The following is a 17,745-nucleotide window of genomic DNA, read 5'->3' on the forward strand; positions in this document are numbered from 1 at the left end:
TCATTACCAATACAATTGCTACCATGAAAAACGTGTCTTTTTTAAATGCTGCTTCATCAGTGGACTTAAGCTGTATTCGAGAAACGTGAATTTTGATCACCATCCCCACTTCTTGTTGATATATCTAGTTCTAGATCGGTACGTCATCAAGACTGTCCTATCACGTGTATGGTAAATGCCTTTATACAGCTAAGCGAAGGTGTTCAGCCCCATTAAAGTCGGCGTTCCTCCCGCAAATGTTTATTCCAAAACCTTAAAAATTTGCTGCAAAACGGCTGGTGGTATCGGGTCCTTGCTTTTCACGATGAAATTCTTTAGATCAAGCCGTAGATCACTCAATATTTCCAAAAATTGAAAATAACGCTTTTCAGGGGTGTCTTGCGATTGAGGTTCAGAACTTTTTTGTTGCTCTTTCTCTGACTCTCCCTCGGGCTTTTTGGCGACAAAAAATTGTGACGAAAAAGTCTCTGTTACCTGTATAAAAGTGCCAAGACTGAGATTCCCCCTTTTAGTTTCCTCTGTGTACAACTTAACATAACCGAGTTCTTTGAGGCGTTTTAAAGTATCGGATACACGGCGAACACTCATCCCTAAAACGACCGCCATCTTGGTTTTGCTTATCCCTAATCCAAGGGTATTGCGGTCAACATTCTTGGCTAAAAATGAGCAAACCAGAATCGATGCTTCCGCAGCTTCATAGCGAAGGCTTAGCTCGCTTTTCCAAAATGTGTTGATAATTTTGGTTTGATTAATGTTTCTTTCGGAATAGGTTTCTGTCGGCATATGGCTTCTTGAAATGGGAGCGTACGGTAGCAGAATAATCCACTTTTGACGTGCTAGAGATGGGTGTTTCTTGCATAGATAGGTCTCACGAAATTGTCCCATGGTCTTAACTCGACGCAACTCTTCATTGAAATTGGTTCTCTTTTGGGCACCAAATGGTAGAGGCATTGCTATGAGTTTTTTCTCCTTTTCGTTGTAGAAATAGTATTTGCTTCTGGTATCGAAATCGTTAATCAAATTGATGATATTCACCTCAGCGTCAGGATTGATAGCTGGCGTTTCCAGTATGGTCGGTACTTCTGAACGATTGGCTTCGTCTTTGTCAGTTAGTGTCATTCATTTACCCTGGTTGTATGTAATTTTATCCGTAATCCGACGCTTTTGGCGGGATGTAGGTATATGGCATCATCACTTTTTATGTGAGTAAACTCCAGAAGAAAAAATGCTTGAACCATGATTTTTGATAAAAAATTAAGGTTACCTGGATAGATTTAGCTGATGTGAAGACTCAGTAATCACCTAAAAACAGAGGGAGAGTAAATCGAGGAGGAACGGTAATTAATAATATATATACCTACCCATCTACTCACCTAATCCCACACCTCAACCAACTACCTCATCACTCGATATCTTGGTAGGGGATGGGTTCCCCTACCCAAAGAGAGACTTAGAAAATAACGTCACTCTCAGTACCTATGTCATTAACAAAACATAGGTCACCATCATGTCTAAAAACCTAACCATCACACACGAATCCACTTTCAACGGAAACAAGATATACATCGACAAGGAGGGTTTAGTCGTTGAATACCTAGAAGGGATAGAATCAGTCCTTGAGAAAGCTCTAGAGCAATACGCGAGACTTTTTATCGTTCGAGTAGACCTTAACTTACCAACAGACTTTAGAGGGGATGATTCAGCAGTGATGACTCGTTTCTTCCGATCTCTGAAATCTCAGATAGCGGCATATCGAAGACGTAGTACTCGGTTAAATGGCAAACCCTATCGTGAAACCACCATTCGTTATGTGTGGGCTAAAGAGTGTGATACCTCAACGAGCAGTCATTACCACGTTGCACTTATCTTTGACCGGAACGTCTTTCGTTCTCTAGGGGATTTTGGTGAATATCAGCAAAGTTTGGCTAACCGTATCCGTAATGCTTGGAAGCGCTCTGTGGATGCTATCTATTCAGGCAAAGAGAAATCCGCTATCCATTTCCCCAAACAAGGGCAGTATCACTTGCTACGTAACTCTGAGGAATTTGAGGCGGTGTTTCAATCTGTCTTTTATCGACTAAGCTACCTAGCGAAGAGAAGAACGAAGCACTTTGGCAAACGTATGAACAACTTCGACCATAGCCGTAAATAGCTTAAAAATTACGGTAGTTACAGTTCCTGTGGGATTAATAACAAACCATAGGAACTCATCATGCCAAATCAACTCAAGATGGCTCTTCAAAGAGCTCACACGTCTAAATACCTCACCATCACCAATGACCGAACGTTTAATGGGAAGCCACTTTACTATCACAAGGATGGTCTTGTCCTTGAGCATCTGGAAGACATCGACCGAGTGCTGACGGAAGCACTAGGTCAATACCCTAAGCTTTGTGTCGCTCACTTTACTGTACGTCTACCAAGTGATTTCGATGGAGACCATTCTGAGGTATTCAGTCGTTTCTTTCGTACCTTGGAGTTGGAAACCAATGAGTTGTGCCTAATGAAGTACAGGCGTAGGCCTCACCAATATCACCAAACGGTCATTCGCCATGTTTGGGTCAAAGCCGATGAGTCCACCAGCCTGTACCACCTTGTCTTGTTCTTTGATAAGCGGCTTTATCTTTGTTTAGGTAAAAGTAGGGGTGAGAGGAGTCGCTACTTGTCCAGAGTCAGAAAAGCATGGGATAGCGCGGTCGAAACCGACTATGGTAGAAGATGTTCAGGACTGGCGTATTCCGCTACTGATGACGTGTACGAACTTCTAAAAGGGGATGAAGCGTTCCCATTGCAGTTAAATGAACTTTTCTATCGAATAAGTCGTCTAGCGAAGCCTAACACCAAACACGCCGATAACCGCAGCATGAATTTTGGTTGCAGTCACGACTCACCTTAAAAAATACAGCGCGAGTAATACCTATGTCATTCACACACTCAGAGGTATTACTCATGTCTAACAATACTTACCTTCCCAACATTACCCATTCAAACACGTTCAACGACTACCCCGTGTTTTTCAGTGACAAGGGGTTATACGAATCTGCCTTAACCAGAATGACTGAAGTCTTTGAACAAGCAACGGAGGCGTTTGACGCGGCCTTGGCTACGCGCTTGGATTTGTTTCTACCAGAAGACCATCAAGATACCGACCTCAGCATCATTAACGATTACTTTACGCTGCTTAAAGAAAAGCTCGATACGGAGTCTGTGTTCTATGTATGGCGTAAGCGAGAGGACAAGGTGCCGTCCCACAATTATCGGGTGATGCTGTTTACTGACTACAGCCAGCATTTTGGCCCCGCTATTTGTTGGGATAAACGCAACGAATTGGTTGAGCACCTTAAAGAGGCTTGGCAAGAAGCGATAGAAAAGCACTACAGCGGCAAAGCGCGCTCATTGGTGTTTCTCAATGACCGAGGAAACTATGGCTTGGGGACACGCTGTAGGGAGCAAGACAAGAACATCAAGCGTTGTGTCTTTCATCGCATGAGCAGTCTTGCTGAAGCATGGAATGAGCAGCGTTACTTCTTTGGCTCTAGTGCAGATTAGACACGACTGCATTTTTTTACTGTAGCGGCTTATCTCATGAGTATATACACAGGAGATAATTCCCAATGACAATGAGGTTCTTAAGACTACAAGACGTGATGTCACTAACAGGGCTAGGCCGTTCCACTATTTACAAGTTCATGGATGAAGACATTTTTCCAAAAACCATTCCATTGGGAGGAAGAGCAGTGGGATGGCTAGAAAGTGAAATCGAAGAATGGATGGAATCGCGTCTGAGTATGCGAGACAACCAAGAATCCTTTCAGTAACACAAACATCAAATCACACCATCAACAGGGCGCTGGCTAAGTAAAGTCATGCGCTCTTTTTGCAATTAGAGAGAGATAAAAAATGAGTTATTCAATTTACGTAGACGGCGCAGCACCAAACAACCAACACGGATGTACGCGAGGAGGCATTGGGCTGGTGGTCATGGATGAAGACAATGAGATTGTTCATGAAGAGAGCTTCACCATCAATCGAAAAACCGACAATGCTGAGCTTGAGCTACTGGCCTTAATCGAAGCCTTGGAATACGCAGAAGATGAGGACGTTATCTATTCGGACAGCGATTACTGTGTAAAAGGTTTCAATATCTGGATGGACGATTGGAAAGACCGAGGTTGGCGTCGAGCGGATAAGAAACCCGTCAAGAACCGTCATCTGTGGCAACAAGTGGATGAGCTGAGTTCTAGGAAGTATGTCGAGGTACTTAAAGTCAAAGCACACTCTGGCATTGAGGGCAATGAAAGAGCAGACTTGTTAGCGGTTGAAGCCGCGGCGTTATAAGGTCAGTGGCACGCAGCTTGTGGGATGTCCCCCACAAGCTGTTATTCTTATTTATTATTGGTATTGATGGTTTCGATTGTTTCTCTTAACGTGCCGGTATTGCTTGAGGAACGAGTTATCTCTAATGCTCAACGAAAAGTTTAGAATGCCCATTATCAAGTTGGGTAACCCATTTCTACCTTCGCCGGATGAAGTCTCAGCGTTTTTGGGACTCCCTGTTTCCCCAAGAGAAAAAATAAAGTGGTTAAATGCGTCAGTGGTAAAGAGTAAGCTGCCGACAGACCGCACGTTGGATAATATTAGTAAGGAGGGAATACGGTGGAAATCGATACGTCAGTTTGCTTGGCAACTGGCGAGAGTGTTTGTTCGTAAAGGATGGTCCCTTAACGTTTCTTTTCCCGATGGTGGTATTCATCAAGCAGACTTATCTTTTTGGTGGTCACACACTCTTAAAGGCGTTCAGCAAGGGTTGTCTTCGACGTCTGGTGAGTTGAATCTCGGGCTCTTGGTTAGCTATATCGATAGGCGCTGCGCCGCCTATCAAAAACAGTTGGCTTTTATGCAGGATGCGCCTGGTATCAATGAGTGCAACCAAAGCGAGTTAATCTCAGGCTATTACCTACCAGCTCTCGACTTTACGTTGCTCAGTGAGCCAGAAAAGGTGCTTGTAAAAAACTGGCTCAAATCGCCAAGTGAACTTACCTCAAAAGAAACTGAGCAGGCGATGCTTTGTTTCTGTCATGATTTTTGGTTGTCCTTTATGTCGATTATTGATGCGATGTTTCTTGAAGATTGGGATAAACACCATGAAGAGTACACTCCTAGTTCGTATGCCCGACAATACGGGGTGTTCGGTCAGGTTTTTAAGCGACAAGAGAGCACATTCCTTGGCAAGTTTTTTGGCCTATTAAAAGAGCAGACTAATCAGACTTACGCTCAGTTATCGGAGTATGTTGCCTTACCTTTTAGTGAGCATGAGCGAAATGGTGTGCTAAAGCGCGATGTACAACAAGATCGTTTTAAAGAGTGGCGTAGCGGAAAAAGCCTCCCCTCTGTAAAAGCCTTGAGTACGTTTTTTGACAACATGGATGTAGGGCGTCAAGGTACGGATTTGCTGGTATACGCACTGTTTATGAGAGCGCTTGATAAGGAGGGGGGCTGTGCGCTACCTGACTATCTATACGACAAATCGTTACCAGCGTTACTTCCAACACTACGCTCCCTAGGCTGCACTATGGCAGCCTAGGTTTGCTTCTATTTTTTGCTTGGCGGATAGTTGGTGCGACCTCCACCTGATGGATTTGAGGTGCCATTTTTGGTCGGCCATAGCGGGGCGTTGTTGCCTGATTGTTGTTTATTTCCCATGAGTAGCTCCTTGTATTGAGATTGTCGACGAATATTCGTCAATAACCATCATGCATGAAAGCGGGGAGTCATAGGGAGGTGGGAAAGAGCGAAAGTATGTTGAGGTAGTTAAAGTCAAAGCGCACTCTAGCATTGAGGGAAATGAGAGAGCGGATATGTTTGCGGTAGATGCAGCGAGAAACGACATCGACTAACACAACAATGCGGCTTGTAGGGTGATACCTACAAGCCGCTATTGCCTGTTATTTGCGTTTTTGTAGATAACATATATCTGAAGGGATATGCGATGCGAGAGCAGGGCCAAGTACGGTTCCAGTAAAAAGACAACACGACTTTTCCCAATCTTGGATAGGCCTTTACTCATACATACCCTGTTAATGTCTTTTGGTCCTATCAAAAATCATCCGAATGAGTTGATGATGGAGTTTTCCCGCTATTAGGCAAAACCTTGCAGCTTAGTTCCTCTTTATGTGGCATAACTTATTGATTATCAGTTGAGCAAGTATGAAGGATGCTGCAACATTGAAGGTGTCAAAGGCGACTGTTTGTCGTTTAATAAGCGTTAGGTAATTATAGGAGAATAAATTTGAGATCATTCCATCATTCAGATCCGGTGGCGGACGCATTAGCATTTCTAATCCAACATGGTTTTGTTGCTTTTCATGGTTCAGAAGACCGAATAAAAAAATATCTAGAGGCAGTAGTAAATAGTGCAAAAAAACGAAATATTAAAACCACTGGTCGTTGGCACGAAGTAGGAAAGAATACTGGAGAGGTAACTGACTGCTTTTACTACATATATAATTGGGAACGGTTTCCATTGGAAGATGAAAATAGCAAGCGTCAACTGAACGCAATGCTCGATTCTGTCAAATAGATACTCGTTCGCCTAGTGCTTCTATGCCCGAATACCTAACAAGCAATTTAAGAGGGATTCACAACGCGTGGCACTTTTGCTTCTACTTCAAATTTAATGTTTATGGCACTGTGCGTTAGGTTGGGTGGAGGCGTTGTTCACCTATATGGTCTCCCCCTGTTTTGCAAGTCAGCAGTGTGATTAAAAGTGCAGGTTAACTACCATATATACGGCCTGTTTTAACGGCTATTGCCTTGGCCAAGATGAGGCAGCCGAACACGAAGTCCTAATCACCTTATCGACTTTAAAAGCCAGCGTGAGCACAAGGTTTTCAACGTGTAGGATTTATCCTGTTATTCATCTCACTACGTACTTTGCAAAGGGTTGGTGGTGCATGGTGTTTTATACAGGTTGATACTCTTCGTTTTTGGCGATGACAGCCCAAGCGATCCGCATGAGTTTGTTTGCGAGTGCGACCGCAGCGCGGTTGGCACCGCGTCGCTCTTGCAACTCAAGCATCCATTTACTGAGTTTGTCGGACTTGAACTTGGCTCGTCTTAAAGCAGCTCTAGCACCATGAACCAGTAATGAGCGAATGTAAGTATTGCCCCGCTTGGTAATGCCGAGAAGAATGACATTGCCCCCCGTCGTGTCTTGCTTTGGAACGAGTCCCATCGCAGCAGAAGCATCGCGCCCAGTTTTAAATTGCTGTCCAGAGCCGAGCCATACGGCGACAGCTTGGCTAGTGAGTGGTCCAAAGCCAGGAATAGACATCAGTCGTTTGGCATTATCAAATTGTTTAACGGTTTGGTTTAGTTTCTCTTCAAACCATTGGATCTGTTCATCGATATATAAATAGCGTTCATATTGACGTGATAGAAGTTCACGCAATATTGGCGATAGTTGGTTTTCCACCTCTTCCAATATTTCGGGAATAGCTTGCCTAAAAGACGCTTTTCCTTTGGGAATAATGATGCCGTATTCAGCAACTAATCCTCTAACTTGATTAATTAAACGCGTTCTTTCGGTGACACATAGTCTGCGCATTCGAATCAATGATTGAATATCTTGTTGTTCGATGGACTTGTGTGGAACGGGGTGGGCGCGTTGATAGAGTGCTAGTTCAGCAATTGCTTCCGCATCGTTATAGTCATTCTTCTGCTTACGGCGCTGATTTTTGACATGTTGAGGTGGGTATAGCAAAACTTTATGCCCAAATTTTTCGAATTCCCGAGCCCAGTAATGCGCACCGGAACAAGCCTCCATCGCAGGATACAAGGAGTTTGATTTGCGACGTAGTTAAGTAGTTTACTTCGTTGAAGTTTTTTACGACTGAGGTTCTTTCCTTTATGATTGATTTCAAAAAGAAAGAAGATATTTTTTGCTAAATCGACGCCGATGATTTTATGCTGAGTCATGGTCTTCTCCTTTTGCTTCGGGACCTGAACACTCCAAGCATGGCTGATAGACATGTGAAGTGGTAGGGGGAGACCATCTCATCACCTTAATTGGGCGTTAGCTTGGAGGGAAGTTTATAGTGCAGTGGTTTCAAGAATACAAAGAGTTGGTGTTTTCAAAAGAAACGTCAGTCGAAAAAATAGATAAGGCTATTCGCTTAAAGTTCGAGAATTTGCCTAAGTTTCTCTATAAATATCGATCAGTAGATGAGTACTCGCTCAAAAACCTAGAGGAAGATAGCGTCTGGTTATCAGACCCTAGAAATTTCAATGATCCATATGATTGCTCGTTTAAGAAAAAAGATGAGTTAGACCCATATGATCCAACATTAATTTTAGATATGGCTTTTGAAGCAGGAATCCTATCTAAGGAAGATCAAGAGTCAATTGATGCTATTTTAAATACTGACAACCCCATGACTAAGCTCATGGAACTCAGTTATCCTGACCGTCCGGAGTTTGGCAAAACAATAGGTGATGCTTTAGCTGCTACATTAAAAAAGCGCGGGCTAGGCATGATTTCAGAACTTTCTGAAAACATGAAGCAAGCCTTTAAAGTGTGTTGCTTCTCGGAAGATCCTACATCAATTCTTATGTGGTCTCATTACGCTGATTACCATAAAGGCTTCTGTATAGCCTATGATTTCAGCGCTTTGGGTAATGATGATTTACTGACAAGAATGCTTTATCCCGCCATCTATTCAGAAAATATGTTCGATGCTTCAGGTATATTTTCTCAAGAAAAAACTATCAATAATATTTTGTACATAAATCAAGCTGCTCTTGTAAAAAGCCAAGAGTGGTCATATGAAAAAGAATGGCGTTTAGTCTTCAGTAATGGAATGTTGCAGAAAGAGATGGGCTATCAGGTTCCCAAGCCTAAATATGTAATTCTCGGCACAAAGATAGCCAAAGATGATGCGGATAAGGTAATAGACATCTGTGAACGGAAAGGTATTGAAGTAAAGCAAATGCAAATGTCTCCAGTGCTTTATAAACTAGATTATCACACAGCGAAACTTCGCACATAACAAGCAATTTAAGAGGGATTCACAACGCTTGGTATTTTTGCTTCTACTTCAAATTTAGTGTTTATGGCACAATGCTTTAAGTATGGGTGGTAGCGTTGTTCACCCCTTAATTGGGCTACATGGATTCCCCCGGTTGTCAAACATCGCTAAACTTCAAGTGATGGGTTTTGGACTGCCGCTCTACATTCGGCCTACTTATTGATGGTTCGCAACATCGTGGCCCTGATGACTTTGCGCGACAGCGGTGCCTTATTCGTTAGATGACATCAAAAGTGTCCGCCAAATTACCAGGCTCTCCGCATGTGGTCTTAACCTATCTCCATCATTAGCGTCTGCAATGACCCTGTGGGTTAACTCTTATGCTGTTTAAGTTTTTTACTTAGGCAGCATAGTTCTCATATTCCGTTTGATTGTGTAACAGTGACCAGATGATTCGCGCATTCTTAGCTGCCAATGCGACCACAGCGCGATTCATACCCCTTCGCTCTAATACGCCTCGACACCATTGGCTAAGCCTGTCTTGCTTATCTCCTAAGTTGGCAATGACGGTTCTTGCCCCGTGGACTAAAAGCGTGCGGAGGTATTTGTCACCATGCTTGGTAATTCGACCTAACCTTGGTTTACCCCCAGTTGTGTATTGCTTAGGAACCAGACCAAGCCAGGCCGAGAAGTCTCGACTCTTGTCGAACTGAGCGCCATTAACAATTGACGCCAAAATCGCAGTAGCAGTTTGAGGTCCAATGCCACGAACTTTCATGATGCGTTGTACGTTATCACTGACCTTTGCGAAGGCTTCGAATGCCTGCTCAGTATCTGCGATACGCTGATTGAGAGCGTTGAGATGCAGATAAGCATCATGCAGCACCGCTCTTGCTAGTTGAGGCAGTTCATTGTTGGCGTCTTCAAGCATGAGTGGAACTTGCTTCATTAGAGATGAGCGCGCGACAGGGATGACAAGACCAAACTCTGATAGTAGTGCACGGATGCGATTCATGATGGCAGTGCGCTCACGAACCCAGTGCTCTCTCATGCGGTGTATCGACAGTATGGCTTGTTGCTCAGGAGACTTTATCGGGACGAAGCGAGTCGAAGGACGTTGAACGGCTTCGCAGATAGCGACAGCATCATTGAGGTCATTCTTTCCTTTGGTCCGATAAGGATCGACATATTTGGCTGCCATGATGCGAGTGTCGTGACCAAGTTTGTTGAGAGTTCTTGCCCAGTAAAGCGCTCCACCGCACGCTTCTAAGCCTATGCACATATGAGGAAGGTTTGATATGGTAGTGAGCAATTTAGAGCGGCTAACCGACTTGTGCAGAACGACTTTACCTTTTACGTCAACGACATGAATACTAAAGTGATTTTTAGCTAAGTCGATACCGCCAAAATAAGAATAATCAGACATGGTGCCTCCGGTTTAAGCAATGACCACATGAGTGTGGCAGATCCTCGGGAGGGGGAATCCATGTCATTCGTTATGTGTTTGGAGGTGAAATGGTTAGGGAAGCGACAAAAGGTGATAGCGTAAAATTAGCGGCATTGTCCATTAAAGTCTGGCTAGACACATATGCTAGAGAAGGTATCAAAGCTGAATACGCTGAGTATGTCTTGTCTACTTTCACTGCAACCTACTTCTTAGAAATATTGGATAAGATTAATTATCGTGTGTTTGTAAGTGAAGAACAGGAAGTGATCCAAGGCTATGTAATGGTTAATCTTGAATCGCATTATCAAACGTCCAGTGATGGCTTTGAAGTCGAAAAACTATATGTCGATAACACTTTCAAAGGGAAAGGGTTAGGTCGAAAGCTTTTGAATGAAGTCGAAAATCAGTTGGGTAATAAATACTGGCTTTACACTTGGGTTGAAAATGAATCCAATGGATTTTATGAGCATTTAGGGTTGCGTCGAATAGGGCTTCTGATCTTTGAATTTGCAGGGGCTTCAATAGAAAATAACGTGTATCAGTCAGCCCACACTTAGTATCAAGTTCGAAGTGAGACACTTTCTACAGATGCGCATGAATATCCTCCGTTGGTGTCCTATACCCAAGTCTTTTGCGTGGGCGTGTATTTAATTTGTGTGCAATTTCATTGCAGAGCTTTTGTTTTACGTGTGACATGTGATCGTTTTGGTAAGTGCGAAAACCATTAGGAGTGATGACGCAAGTTACAAGCTAGAAAAATGAGTGCTCTCTATGTAACTCTCTACCTCTTCAATCGGTAGAGGCTGACAGTAGTAATAACCCTGATACACGATACATCCTAATGATTCGAGGTAATCTCGTTGGTATTTCGTTTCGACGCCTTCAGCAACTGAACGCAACCCAAGAATATTGGATAGCGAAATAATCGTCTCAATAATTGATCGGGCGTTTGGCGTCGACTCAAGTTCGCAAATGAAAGACTTGTCAATCTTTAACTGACTAATAGGAAGCTTTTTAAGGTAGCTCAACGATGAGTATCCTGTATCAAAATAATCCAAAGCGAATTCAACACCTAAGGCTTGGACCTCGTTCATGCATTGTATTGCTTGCTCTATGTCATCAATTAACATGGTTTCAGTCAGCTCTAGCTTTAGCTTACCTGCAGGGATGCTATATTTCTCAATTAGCTGTTGAATGACCTTGGGAAAGTTGTTCGAGCGGAACTGCTGGTAGCTGATGTTGACTGAAATCGACAAATGGGATTTGGTCGAGTCACCTTGCCACTTAGCCAACTGCGTGCAAGCCGTTTTGAGTACCCATTCGCCTATAGGCATTATTAATCCTATGCTTTCGGCCAAAGGAATGAAATGATAAGGACTTACTAATCCTTTTAAGGGGTGTCTCCAGCGAATGAGTGCTTCAACACCAATAACGATGTCATCTTCATTCACTTGCGGTTGATAGTAGAGTTCAAACTGCTTCTCTTTTAATGCCGTTCGTAAGTCTCTTTCTAGCTCAAAATTAGAAGAAATCGTCTTTTGCATCTCTGGCTTAAAAAAGCTGACTCTATTTTTACCTGAGCGCTTTGCATTGTACATCGCAATGTCGGCTTGTTTGAGTAAATCGGAGCTTGTTTGAGATGCGTTATTAAACAGTACAACCCCAACACTGACGCTACTACTGTACTCATAATATTCAAACTTGTAGGCTTCAGAGAGTCCCTGGCGCATCCTTGAAGTAATGGATGCGATTTGTTCTTGAGCAGCAAGTAAATCCAACTCAAAAGTTGGGAGTAAAATGACGAACTCATCGCCTCCAAAGCGAGTGAGAGAGTCACGTTTTCGTAAATGATGGAGAATACGTTGTGAGGTTTCCTTCAGCAGGATGTCACCATGCTCATGTCCATAGGTGTCATTTATGGTTTTAAAGTTATCTATATCAAGAAACAAAATGCCATAGTAATGCCCGCTTTGGGCACTACTTATTATAGCTTGGTCGATCTTTTTCACCGCTAAAGAGCGATTGCCTAGTCCCGTCAAAGAATCAAGGTGGGCTAGTGTCACCAGCTCATTTTCCTTTTTCTTTTCAGCGTTGGCGACTGATTGGGTGAGTTTAAAAATCCAAAGCAAGTAAAGAGCGCGATGCTAAGCATCATTCTGTGATAGAAAGTTTCTTGGATTATTTGTTTATCAAGTTTCGATACAAACCAATAATCGAGGTAACTGTTGTATAGTGCAACTACTTGACGCGAGCTCGCTGAACTGGGGTCGACGAAGTTGAAGGTTGAAACAGCACTACTTCCGTGGAGTTTTTTCATTAACTCACTGTAGTAGTGTTGCTCGATAGGCTGAGTATAAAGAGTGCTTTTATCCGTCGTAAATAAAGGGTAGCGGTCTTTACGGATGATTTCGATGATTTGAGTTTGATTTGTTCGATTGTAGTCTTTAAATAAAGAGGATTTGTCAAGTCTAACCCCCGCCGTCATTACCGCCACGGCCTTGTTTGAGTCGTCCAAATAAATAGCTTTACGAACGGGAATGGCCAATGCCTGACTGTCCAGGGTGTTGATGGTATACGTTGGACCCGTATGCAGCTTATCACTGTCTCTTGCTTCCATGTAAGACACTCTAGTTTGTGCCAGTTCCATTAAGTTGGGTAAATGCTCTAGATCGAAGTTGGAGCTGACCACCAATGCCTTACCATCATAATCTGCCAAACCTAGACCAATGAATGCGGGATAGGTCTCCATGGCGTTGTCGAGCAGAGAGTCATGTATTGGGCGGGTAGGAAAACCATTTCGATAAATAAGCTGCTTGCCCAACACCTCTAAAAGGGACTCTTGCGTCTTCAGAAAAGACATGACGGAATTATTGAGCAGTCTTACATGGGGTTCCTGTTTTTTTTAGCGGCTAATACCAGAGATGACCAGTTGTAATAAGAGTAATAAGCAAAGAGCACGATCGAAGACGCTAAAACAACATTAAAAATTACCCAGATGTTGTTGTGACGCCATGCTCTGTTCAGTTTCATTTTTTGGTTACTCGCTGCACTGTGAATCCGTTTTTAAGAGAGTGTCAGTTGTTTAGGTCCCCGTTAACAAAACATGTTGTGACAGGGACCGGTTTTAGGGCTTCACATTACATTATTTAACAGTGATGACTTTTAAAGGGACTGGAATGTAACTATTGACCGTTTCTCCCTGCAAGACTTTATCCGCTATCTCTACGCCCAATGCGCCGATTAACTCAGGTTGTTGTGCGATAGTTGCGGCCATTTCGCCATTGTTGACAGAAGTGATACCTTCATCAGTACCATCAAATCCGACAACTAGAACACTCTTATTAGAGGCTTGAATCGCTTTGATAGCGCCGAGTGCCATCTCATCGTTTTGCGCAAAAACAGCTTGCACTTCCGGGTACGAAGCCAACAAGTTTTCCATCACGTTCAATCCTTTGCTTCGGTCAAAGTCTGCGGGTTGAGAAGAGAGAAGTGTTAATTGCGCTTTGTCTTTGGCATTCATAAAGCCAGCACCTCGTTCACGAGCTGCAGAGGTTCCAGGAATGCCTTCAAGTTGAATGACTGTAGCATTTTTCCCTAGGGCATCCGCTATAAAGTTACCTGCCATTTCGCCACCAGCGACATTGTCTGAAGCGATGTGTGCAGAAACATTTCCTCGTGTTGCTCCTCTGTCTAGTGTTATAACGGGAATGCCAGTACGATTGACCATGCGAATAGCATTGGAAACGGCGTCAGAGTCAGTAGGGTTAATCAGTATCGCCTTCACGCCTCGTACCGTTAAATCTTCCATATTAGAAAGCTCTTTGGTCGGGTCGTTCTGAGAGTCTAATGTGATCATGTCATACCCTAATTCGTTTGCCTTTTTCTCGGCGCCATCTTTCATCGATACAAAGAAGGGATTGTTCAGAGTGGAGACCACTATGGCGAGTGTATCTTTAGCTATTGCTTGGCTACTCATCAAAGTCAATGCGGTCAGGATCAAGCTGGCTGTTTTCATATTCATACCCAGTTAATGTAAAAGTGAATGCTAGCTCGCAAGTTGGATTGTTTAAGAACCTAGCACGTAATCAATGTCGCACATAGACCTATGGCGACTTGACAAGTAAACATCCGTGATAATTCAGGGTAAAGAAAACGTTTAAATTAGCATTTGTTTATGTAACATGTGTCACATATAAGACATTTGTAATATTACTTTTCTCATAACTTGTGTCAATTTATGCGATGTTTATCGCATCGAAACGTTTCGAAATGAATATAACTGGATAAGGTTGGATAATGAACAGCACCTTGAATAAGCTTCCCTTATCGACATTGCTCGTCGGTTCTTTATTACTCGTTGGTATCTTGCCAGTGATCATTTCCTCAATATCTTCACTGTCGACGTCACAACATGCCATGCGCAATAAAGCGTTTAATAATCTCGAGTCGGTTCGCTCTGTGAAACAAGAGCAGTTGACGGAGTTTTTAGACGATAGAAGGAGTGACATGAGTGTTTTGTCTGAGATGGTGAATTCTTTTTATGATCAGTCGGCTTACAATTTAGATAAAGATGTTCGAGATAAGGCTGGTCGAATTCAGTCTTTAGTGTCTCAGTTAGAGACAGAGCTCTCTCTCTTTTCACAAAGCTACGACACGAAAGAAGCGATAAAGGCTTTCAGTCAATCATTTCAACCGAATGAGGCCGCCAAAGATAATGCTCGATGGAGAATCAATGACGGTATTTTTGGTGCTCATGTTGAGACTTATCGCACCAGCTTTGATTGGCATGATGCGTTACTTTTAAACGTTGATGGTGACATTATCTACTCTGCCGCCAAGTTAAAAGACCTTGGTTTGAACGTTTCGGATTCAACAATCGCCTCATCAGGGTTAAATGAAGCATTCACTAAAGCCCAAAAACAAGGTTCGGGCAACAAAGCATTTTGGGGTGATGTTTCCTATTATCCACCTGCGGATGAGTTCTCTGCTTTCCTGGTTGAAGCCGTGACAGATTCGAATCGACAAGGCAAGCTGCTTGGTTACGTGGCACTGCGTTTGCCTGTAGAGCGGGTCGATCAAAATTTGGCCAGTGGCGATACGGCAGCATCAATCAATGAATACACTTTCTTAGTGGGGCCGGATAAAAAGTTAAGGTCAAATGCGCCTTTCTTGACCATGGTGGAGTCACACAAAAACTCCGCGGCCCTAAACATTCACAGTGTTGAAAGCGCTCAAGATGGCTCTGAAGGGATGGCGATTGCACGAAACTATAATAACCAGCTTGTGATGACTCAGTGGAAAACGGTAACCATTTCTGACGATTTGAGCTGGGTTCTGGTAGGTGAGAGAACGATTGAAAGAGCCCTTGTTCCTGTTGACAAGGAAGGGGTTACGTTTTACGAAAGGTATGCAAACCTCTATGGGTACTATGATGTTCTACTCGTAGAGCCTCAAGGGGAAATCTTTCACACTGTTGAAAAAGAACAAGACCTCAATACGAATGTCTTTTCTGGACCATATTCGAATTCTAATTTAGCGTCGCTCATCAAACGCGTATCCGAGAGTAAGCGAATAGGCATCGCTGACTTCGCTCGTTACTCGCCTTCTGGTGATGCTCCATCCTCATTTCTAGCAACCTCTATCTATGACCAGAATGGCGCTATTAAGCTCTATGTGGTGCTTCAATTGTCCTTAGAGGCAATAAATAACATCATGCATTTAGACGATGGTATGGGGGAAACCTCTGAAACTTATCTAGTAGGAGAGGACTTCAGAATGCGATCGGACTCAATGCGGTCCGTGAGCAGTCACAGTGTCAATGCGTCTTTTGCTGGAACAGTAGAAAAAAATGGAATGAACACAGAAGCCGTTAAGTCGGCGTTGGGTGGTCATGCAGAGACAAGGGAAGTGCTAGGGTATAGAGGGGAAAAGACTCTGTCATCTTTTAACTCAATCCACGTTGATGGGTTCAATTGGGCAATAGTGACAGAAATAGAAAGTAATGAAGCGTTTGCTGATATAGCTAAAATGCAGTTTAACACATGGGTGACACTTGGTATTTCTATCATTTTTATATCCTTTGTTGCCATCTACTTGTCAGGTGTTATCAAAAGGCCTTTGGGTGGGGAGCCATTAGAAATGATGGAGCTTGCGAACCAAGTGGCGCAAGGCAAGTTAACCAATACTTTTAGCAATAACACACAAGAAGGCACAATATACTCGTCACTCAGAGAAATGTCGCTGAACCTTAGGGCATTGATTAAACACATTGTTGAATCTAGCCAACTACTCACAACAAGTGCTCAAGACTCATCTAACGTTGCAGTGCGCACCACCCAGGCGATCAAGCAGCAGCATCAAAACATAGAACTTGTTGCTACCGCGGTAAATCAAATGAATGTTTCGTTCCAAGAAGTTGCGACGAGCTCTGCATCTGCTTCTCAGTCTTCACGCAACGCTAAAGAGAAAAGCATCGAGGGAATAGATCTTCTCAATGAAGGAAATCAGCAGATAGAGCAACTCGTTGTTGACATGAGAGACTTGGCGAAAGAAATGGAGCAACTTAAAGTCAGCAGTGCAAACATTGATCAGGTTATTACCGTCATCCATAGCATCAGTGAACAGACAAACCTATTGGCTCTTAACGCTGCGATTGAAGCGGCGAGAGCTGGAGAGCAAGGGCGAGGGTTTGCAGTCGTCGCTGATGAAGTCCGTGTTTTAGCGCAAAAAGCCCAGGACTCTGCAACGGATATTCAAACAATGGTTATGACACTCCAGCAAGCTGCGAACAAGTCTATCTCAGGAATGGAGAAAAATGTATTGCAAGTTGAGGAAGTGAGTCAGCGCTCATTGAACACCAGCAAAACATTTGAACAAATTAATGACGCAGTGACGCAAATCGATGAAATGATGGATCAGATTGCCACCGCAACGGAAGAACAGTCTCAGGTAACCGGTGATATCGCTAAACGAATCGAAGAGATTAGCGAGAGCTCTATTGAAACGGCAGCAAGTACAAATCAACTAATGCAGACCAGCTCTAGTGTCGCTCAGTCAGCAGAGGAACTCAGTAACCACTCTAAAAAGTTTCAAGTTTAATTGGATTATCTTTGTCAGTTCAAACATCAGTTTGAAGACATAGAAACAATGCATCAATCACGGTTTGTGAACTGCCCTCAGCAAGCCGCGGTTGATGCTATTGGTGTTATTGTTGATAACATATACCTACAGCACCTTAGAGTATGTCATGTTACTGAACGGCTAACGTAATGG

The 17,745-nt window shown here is 43.2% G+C and carries 16 protein-coding genes and 1 pseudogene; 10 read left to right on the top strand and 7 right to left on the bottom strand.

Features of this window, described 5'->3' with window-relative positions; translation table 11 throughout:
* Positions 1-240 precede the first annotated feature (240 nt).
* Positions 241-1,119, bottom strand: a complete 879-nt coding sequence (locus FIU99_RS02130) for a winged helix-turn-helix domain-containing protein (RefSeq protein ID WP_152471953.1) — start codon at positions 1,117-1,119, stop codon at positions 241-243.
* Between the two features lie 388 nt (positions 1,120-1,507).
* Between FIU99_RS02130 and FIU99_RS02135 the strand changes: the two genes are divergently transcribed.
* The 7 genes from FIU99_RS02135 (at position 1,508) to FIU99_RS02165 (ending at position 6,580) form a co-directional block, all read left to right on the top strand.
* Positions 1,508-2,152, top strand: a complete 645-nt coding sequence (locus tag FIU99_RS02135; protein ID WP_152471954.1) for an inovirus Gp2 family protein — start codon at positions 1,508-1,510, stop codon at positions 2,150-2,152.
* 60 nt (positions 2,153-2,212) lie between these two features.
* Positions 2,213-2,896: an inovirus Gp2 family protein gene (locus tag FIU99_RS02140; RefSeq protein WP_152471955.1), complete on the top strand. Its 684-nt coding sequence runs from the start codon at positions 2,213-2,215 to the stop codon at positions 2,894-2,896.
* Between the two features lie 53 nt (positions 2,897-2,949).
* Entirely contained in the window at positions 2,950-3,549 is a 600-nt protein-coding gene (locus tag FIU99_RS02145) for an inovirus Gp2 family protein (RefSeq protein ID WP_152471956.1), read from the top strand.
* A gap of 71 nt (positions 3,550-3,620) precedes the next feature.
* Positions 3,621-3,818 (top strand): AlpA family transcriptional regulator, encoded by a 198-nt coding sequence (locus tag FIU99_RS02150; RefSeq protein ID WP_152472389.1) that lies wholly within the window; start codon positions 3,621-3,623, stop codon positions 3,816-3,818.
* An 82-nt stretch (positions 3,819-3,900) separates the two neighbouring features.
* Complete coding sequence (locus tag FIU99_RS02155) at positions 3,901-4,338, top strand: RNase H family protein (protein ID WP_152471957.1); 438 nt, start codon at positions 3,901-3,903, stop codon at positions 4,336-4,338.
* Positions 4,339-4,483: 145 nt separating this feature from the next.
* Positions 4,484-5,584, top strand: a complete 1,101-nt coding sequence (locus FIU99_RS02160) for a hypothetical protein (protein WP_253899449.1) — start codon at positions 4,484-4,486, stop codon at positions 5,582-5,584.
* 705 nt (positions 5,585-6,289) lie between these two features.
* Positions 6,290-6,580, top strand: a complete 291-nt coding sequence (locus FIU99_RS02165) for a hypothetical protein (RefSeq protein ID WP_152471958.1) — start codon at positions 6,290-6,292, stop codon at positions 6,578-6,580.
* Positions 6,581-6,961: 381 nt separating this feature from the next.
* Here FIU99_RS02165 and FIU99_RS02170 read toward each other — a convergent pair whose 3' ends face one another.
* Complete coding sequence (locus tag FIU99_RS02170; RefSeq protein ID WP_253899450.1) at positions 6,962-7,825, bottom strand: IS110 family transposase; 864 nt, start codon at positions 7,823-7,825, stop codon at positions 6,962-6,964.
* Positions 7,826-8,096: 271 nt separating this feature from the next.
* On the opposite strand from FIU99_RS02170, the gene FIU99_RS02175 reads away from it, so the two are divergent.
* Positions 8,097-9,047 carry a DUF2971 domain-containing protein gene (locus FIU99_RS02175; RefSeq protein WP_152471959.1) on the top strand — a complete coding sequence of 317 codons (951 nt, stop codon included), beginning with the start codon at positions 8,097-8,099 and terminating at the stop codon, positions 9,045-9,047.
* Positions 9,048-9,426: 379 nt separating this feature from the next.
* On the opposite strand, the gene FIU99_RS02180 is transcribed toward FIU99_RS02175, so the two are convergent.
* Positions 9,427-10,452 (bottom strand): IS110 family transposase, encoded by a 1,026-nt coding sequence (locus FIU99_RS02180; protein WP_152471960.1) that lies wholly within the window; start codon positions 10,450-10,452, stop codon positions 9,427-9,429.
* Between the two features lie 89 nt (positions 10,453-10,541).
* Here FIU99_RS02180 and FIU99_RS02185 point away from each other — a divergent pair, with 89 nt between their 5' ends.
* Positions 10,542-11,030 (top strand): GNAT family N-acetyltransferase, encoded by a 489-nt coding sequence (locus FIU99_RS02185; RefSeq protein ID WP_152471961.1) that lies wholly within the window; start codon positions 10,542-10,544, stop codon positions 11,028-11,030.
* 25 nt (positions 11,031-11,055) lie between these two features.
* On the opposite strand, the pseudogene FIU99_RS02190 reads toward FIU99_RS02185, so the two are convergent.
* The 4 genes and pseudogenes from FIU99_RS02190 to rbsB form a co-directional block, all read right to left on the bottom strand.
* Positions 11,056-11,169, bottom strand: a pseudogene (locus tag FIU99_RS02190) (IS30 family transposase); the annotation flags it as partial.
* Between the two features lie 47 nt (positions 11,170-11,216).
* A complete protein-coding gene (locus FIU99_RS02195) occupies positions 11,217-12,536 on the bottom strand; it encodes a bifunctional diguanylate cyclase/phosphodiesterase (RefSeq protein WP_172974054.1) in 1,320 nt (439 codons plus the stop codon).
* A complete protein-coding gene (locus tag FIU99_RS02200; RefSeq protein ID WP_152471963.1) occupies positions 12,533-13,333 on the bottom strand; it encodes a PDC sensor domain-containing protein in 801 nt (266 codons plus the stop codon). The genes FIU99_RS02195 and FIU99_RS02200 overlap by 4 nt, the downstream gene beginning before the upstream one ends.
* A gap of 282 nt (positions 13,334-13,615) precedes the next feature.
* The gene (gene rbsB / locus FIU99_RS02205; protein WP_152471964.1) at positions 13,616-14,488 is read right to left on the bottom strand and encodes a ribose ABC transporter substrate-binding protein RbsB; all 873 of its coding nucleotides are present in this window, start codon (positions 14,486-14,488) and stop codon (positions 13,616-13,618) included.
* A 281-nt stretch (positions 14,489-14,769) separates the two neighbouring features.
* Between rbsB and FIU99_RS02210 the strand changes: the two genes are divergently transcribed.
* A complete protein-coding gene (locus tag FIU99_RS02210) occupies positions 14,770-17,571 on the top strand; it encodes a methyl-accepting chemotaxis protein (protein WP_152471965.1) in 2,802 nt (933 codons plus the stop codon).
* Positions 17,572-17,745: the final 174 nt, after the last annotated feature.

The organism is Vibrio sp. THAF64, assembly GCF_009363455.1.
GTDB lineage: Bacteria > Pseudomonadota > Gammaproteobacteria > Enterobacterales > Vibrionaceae > Vibrio > Vibrio coralliilyticus.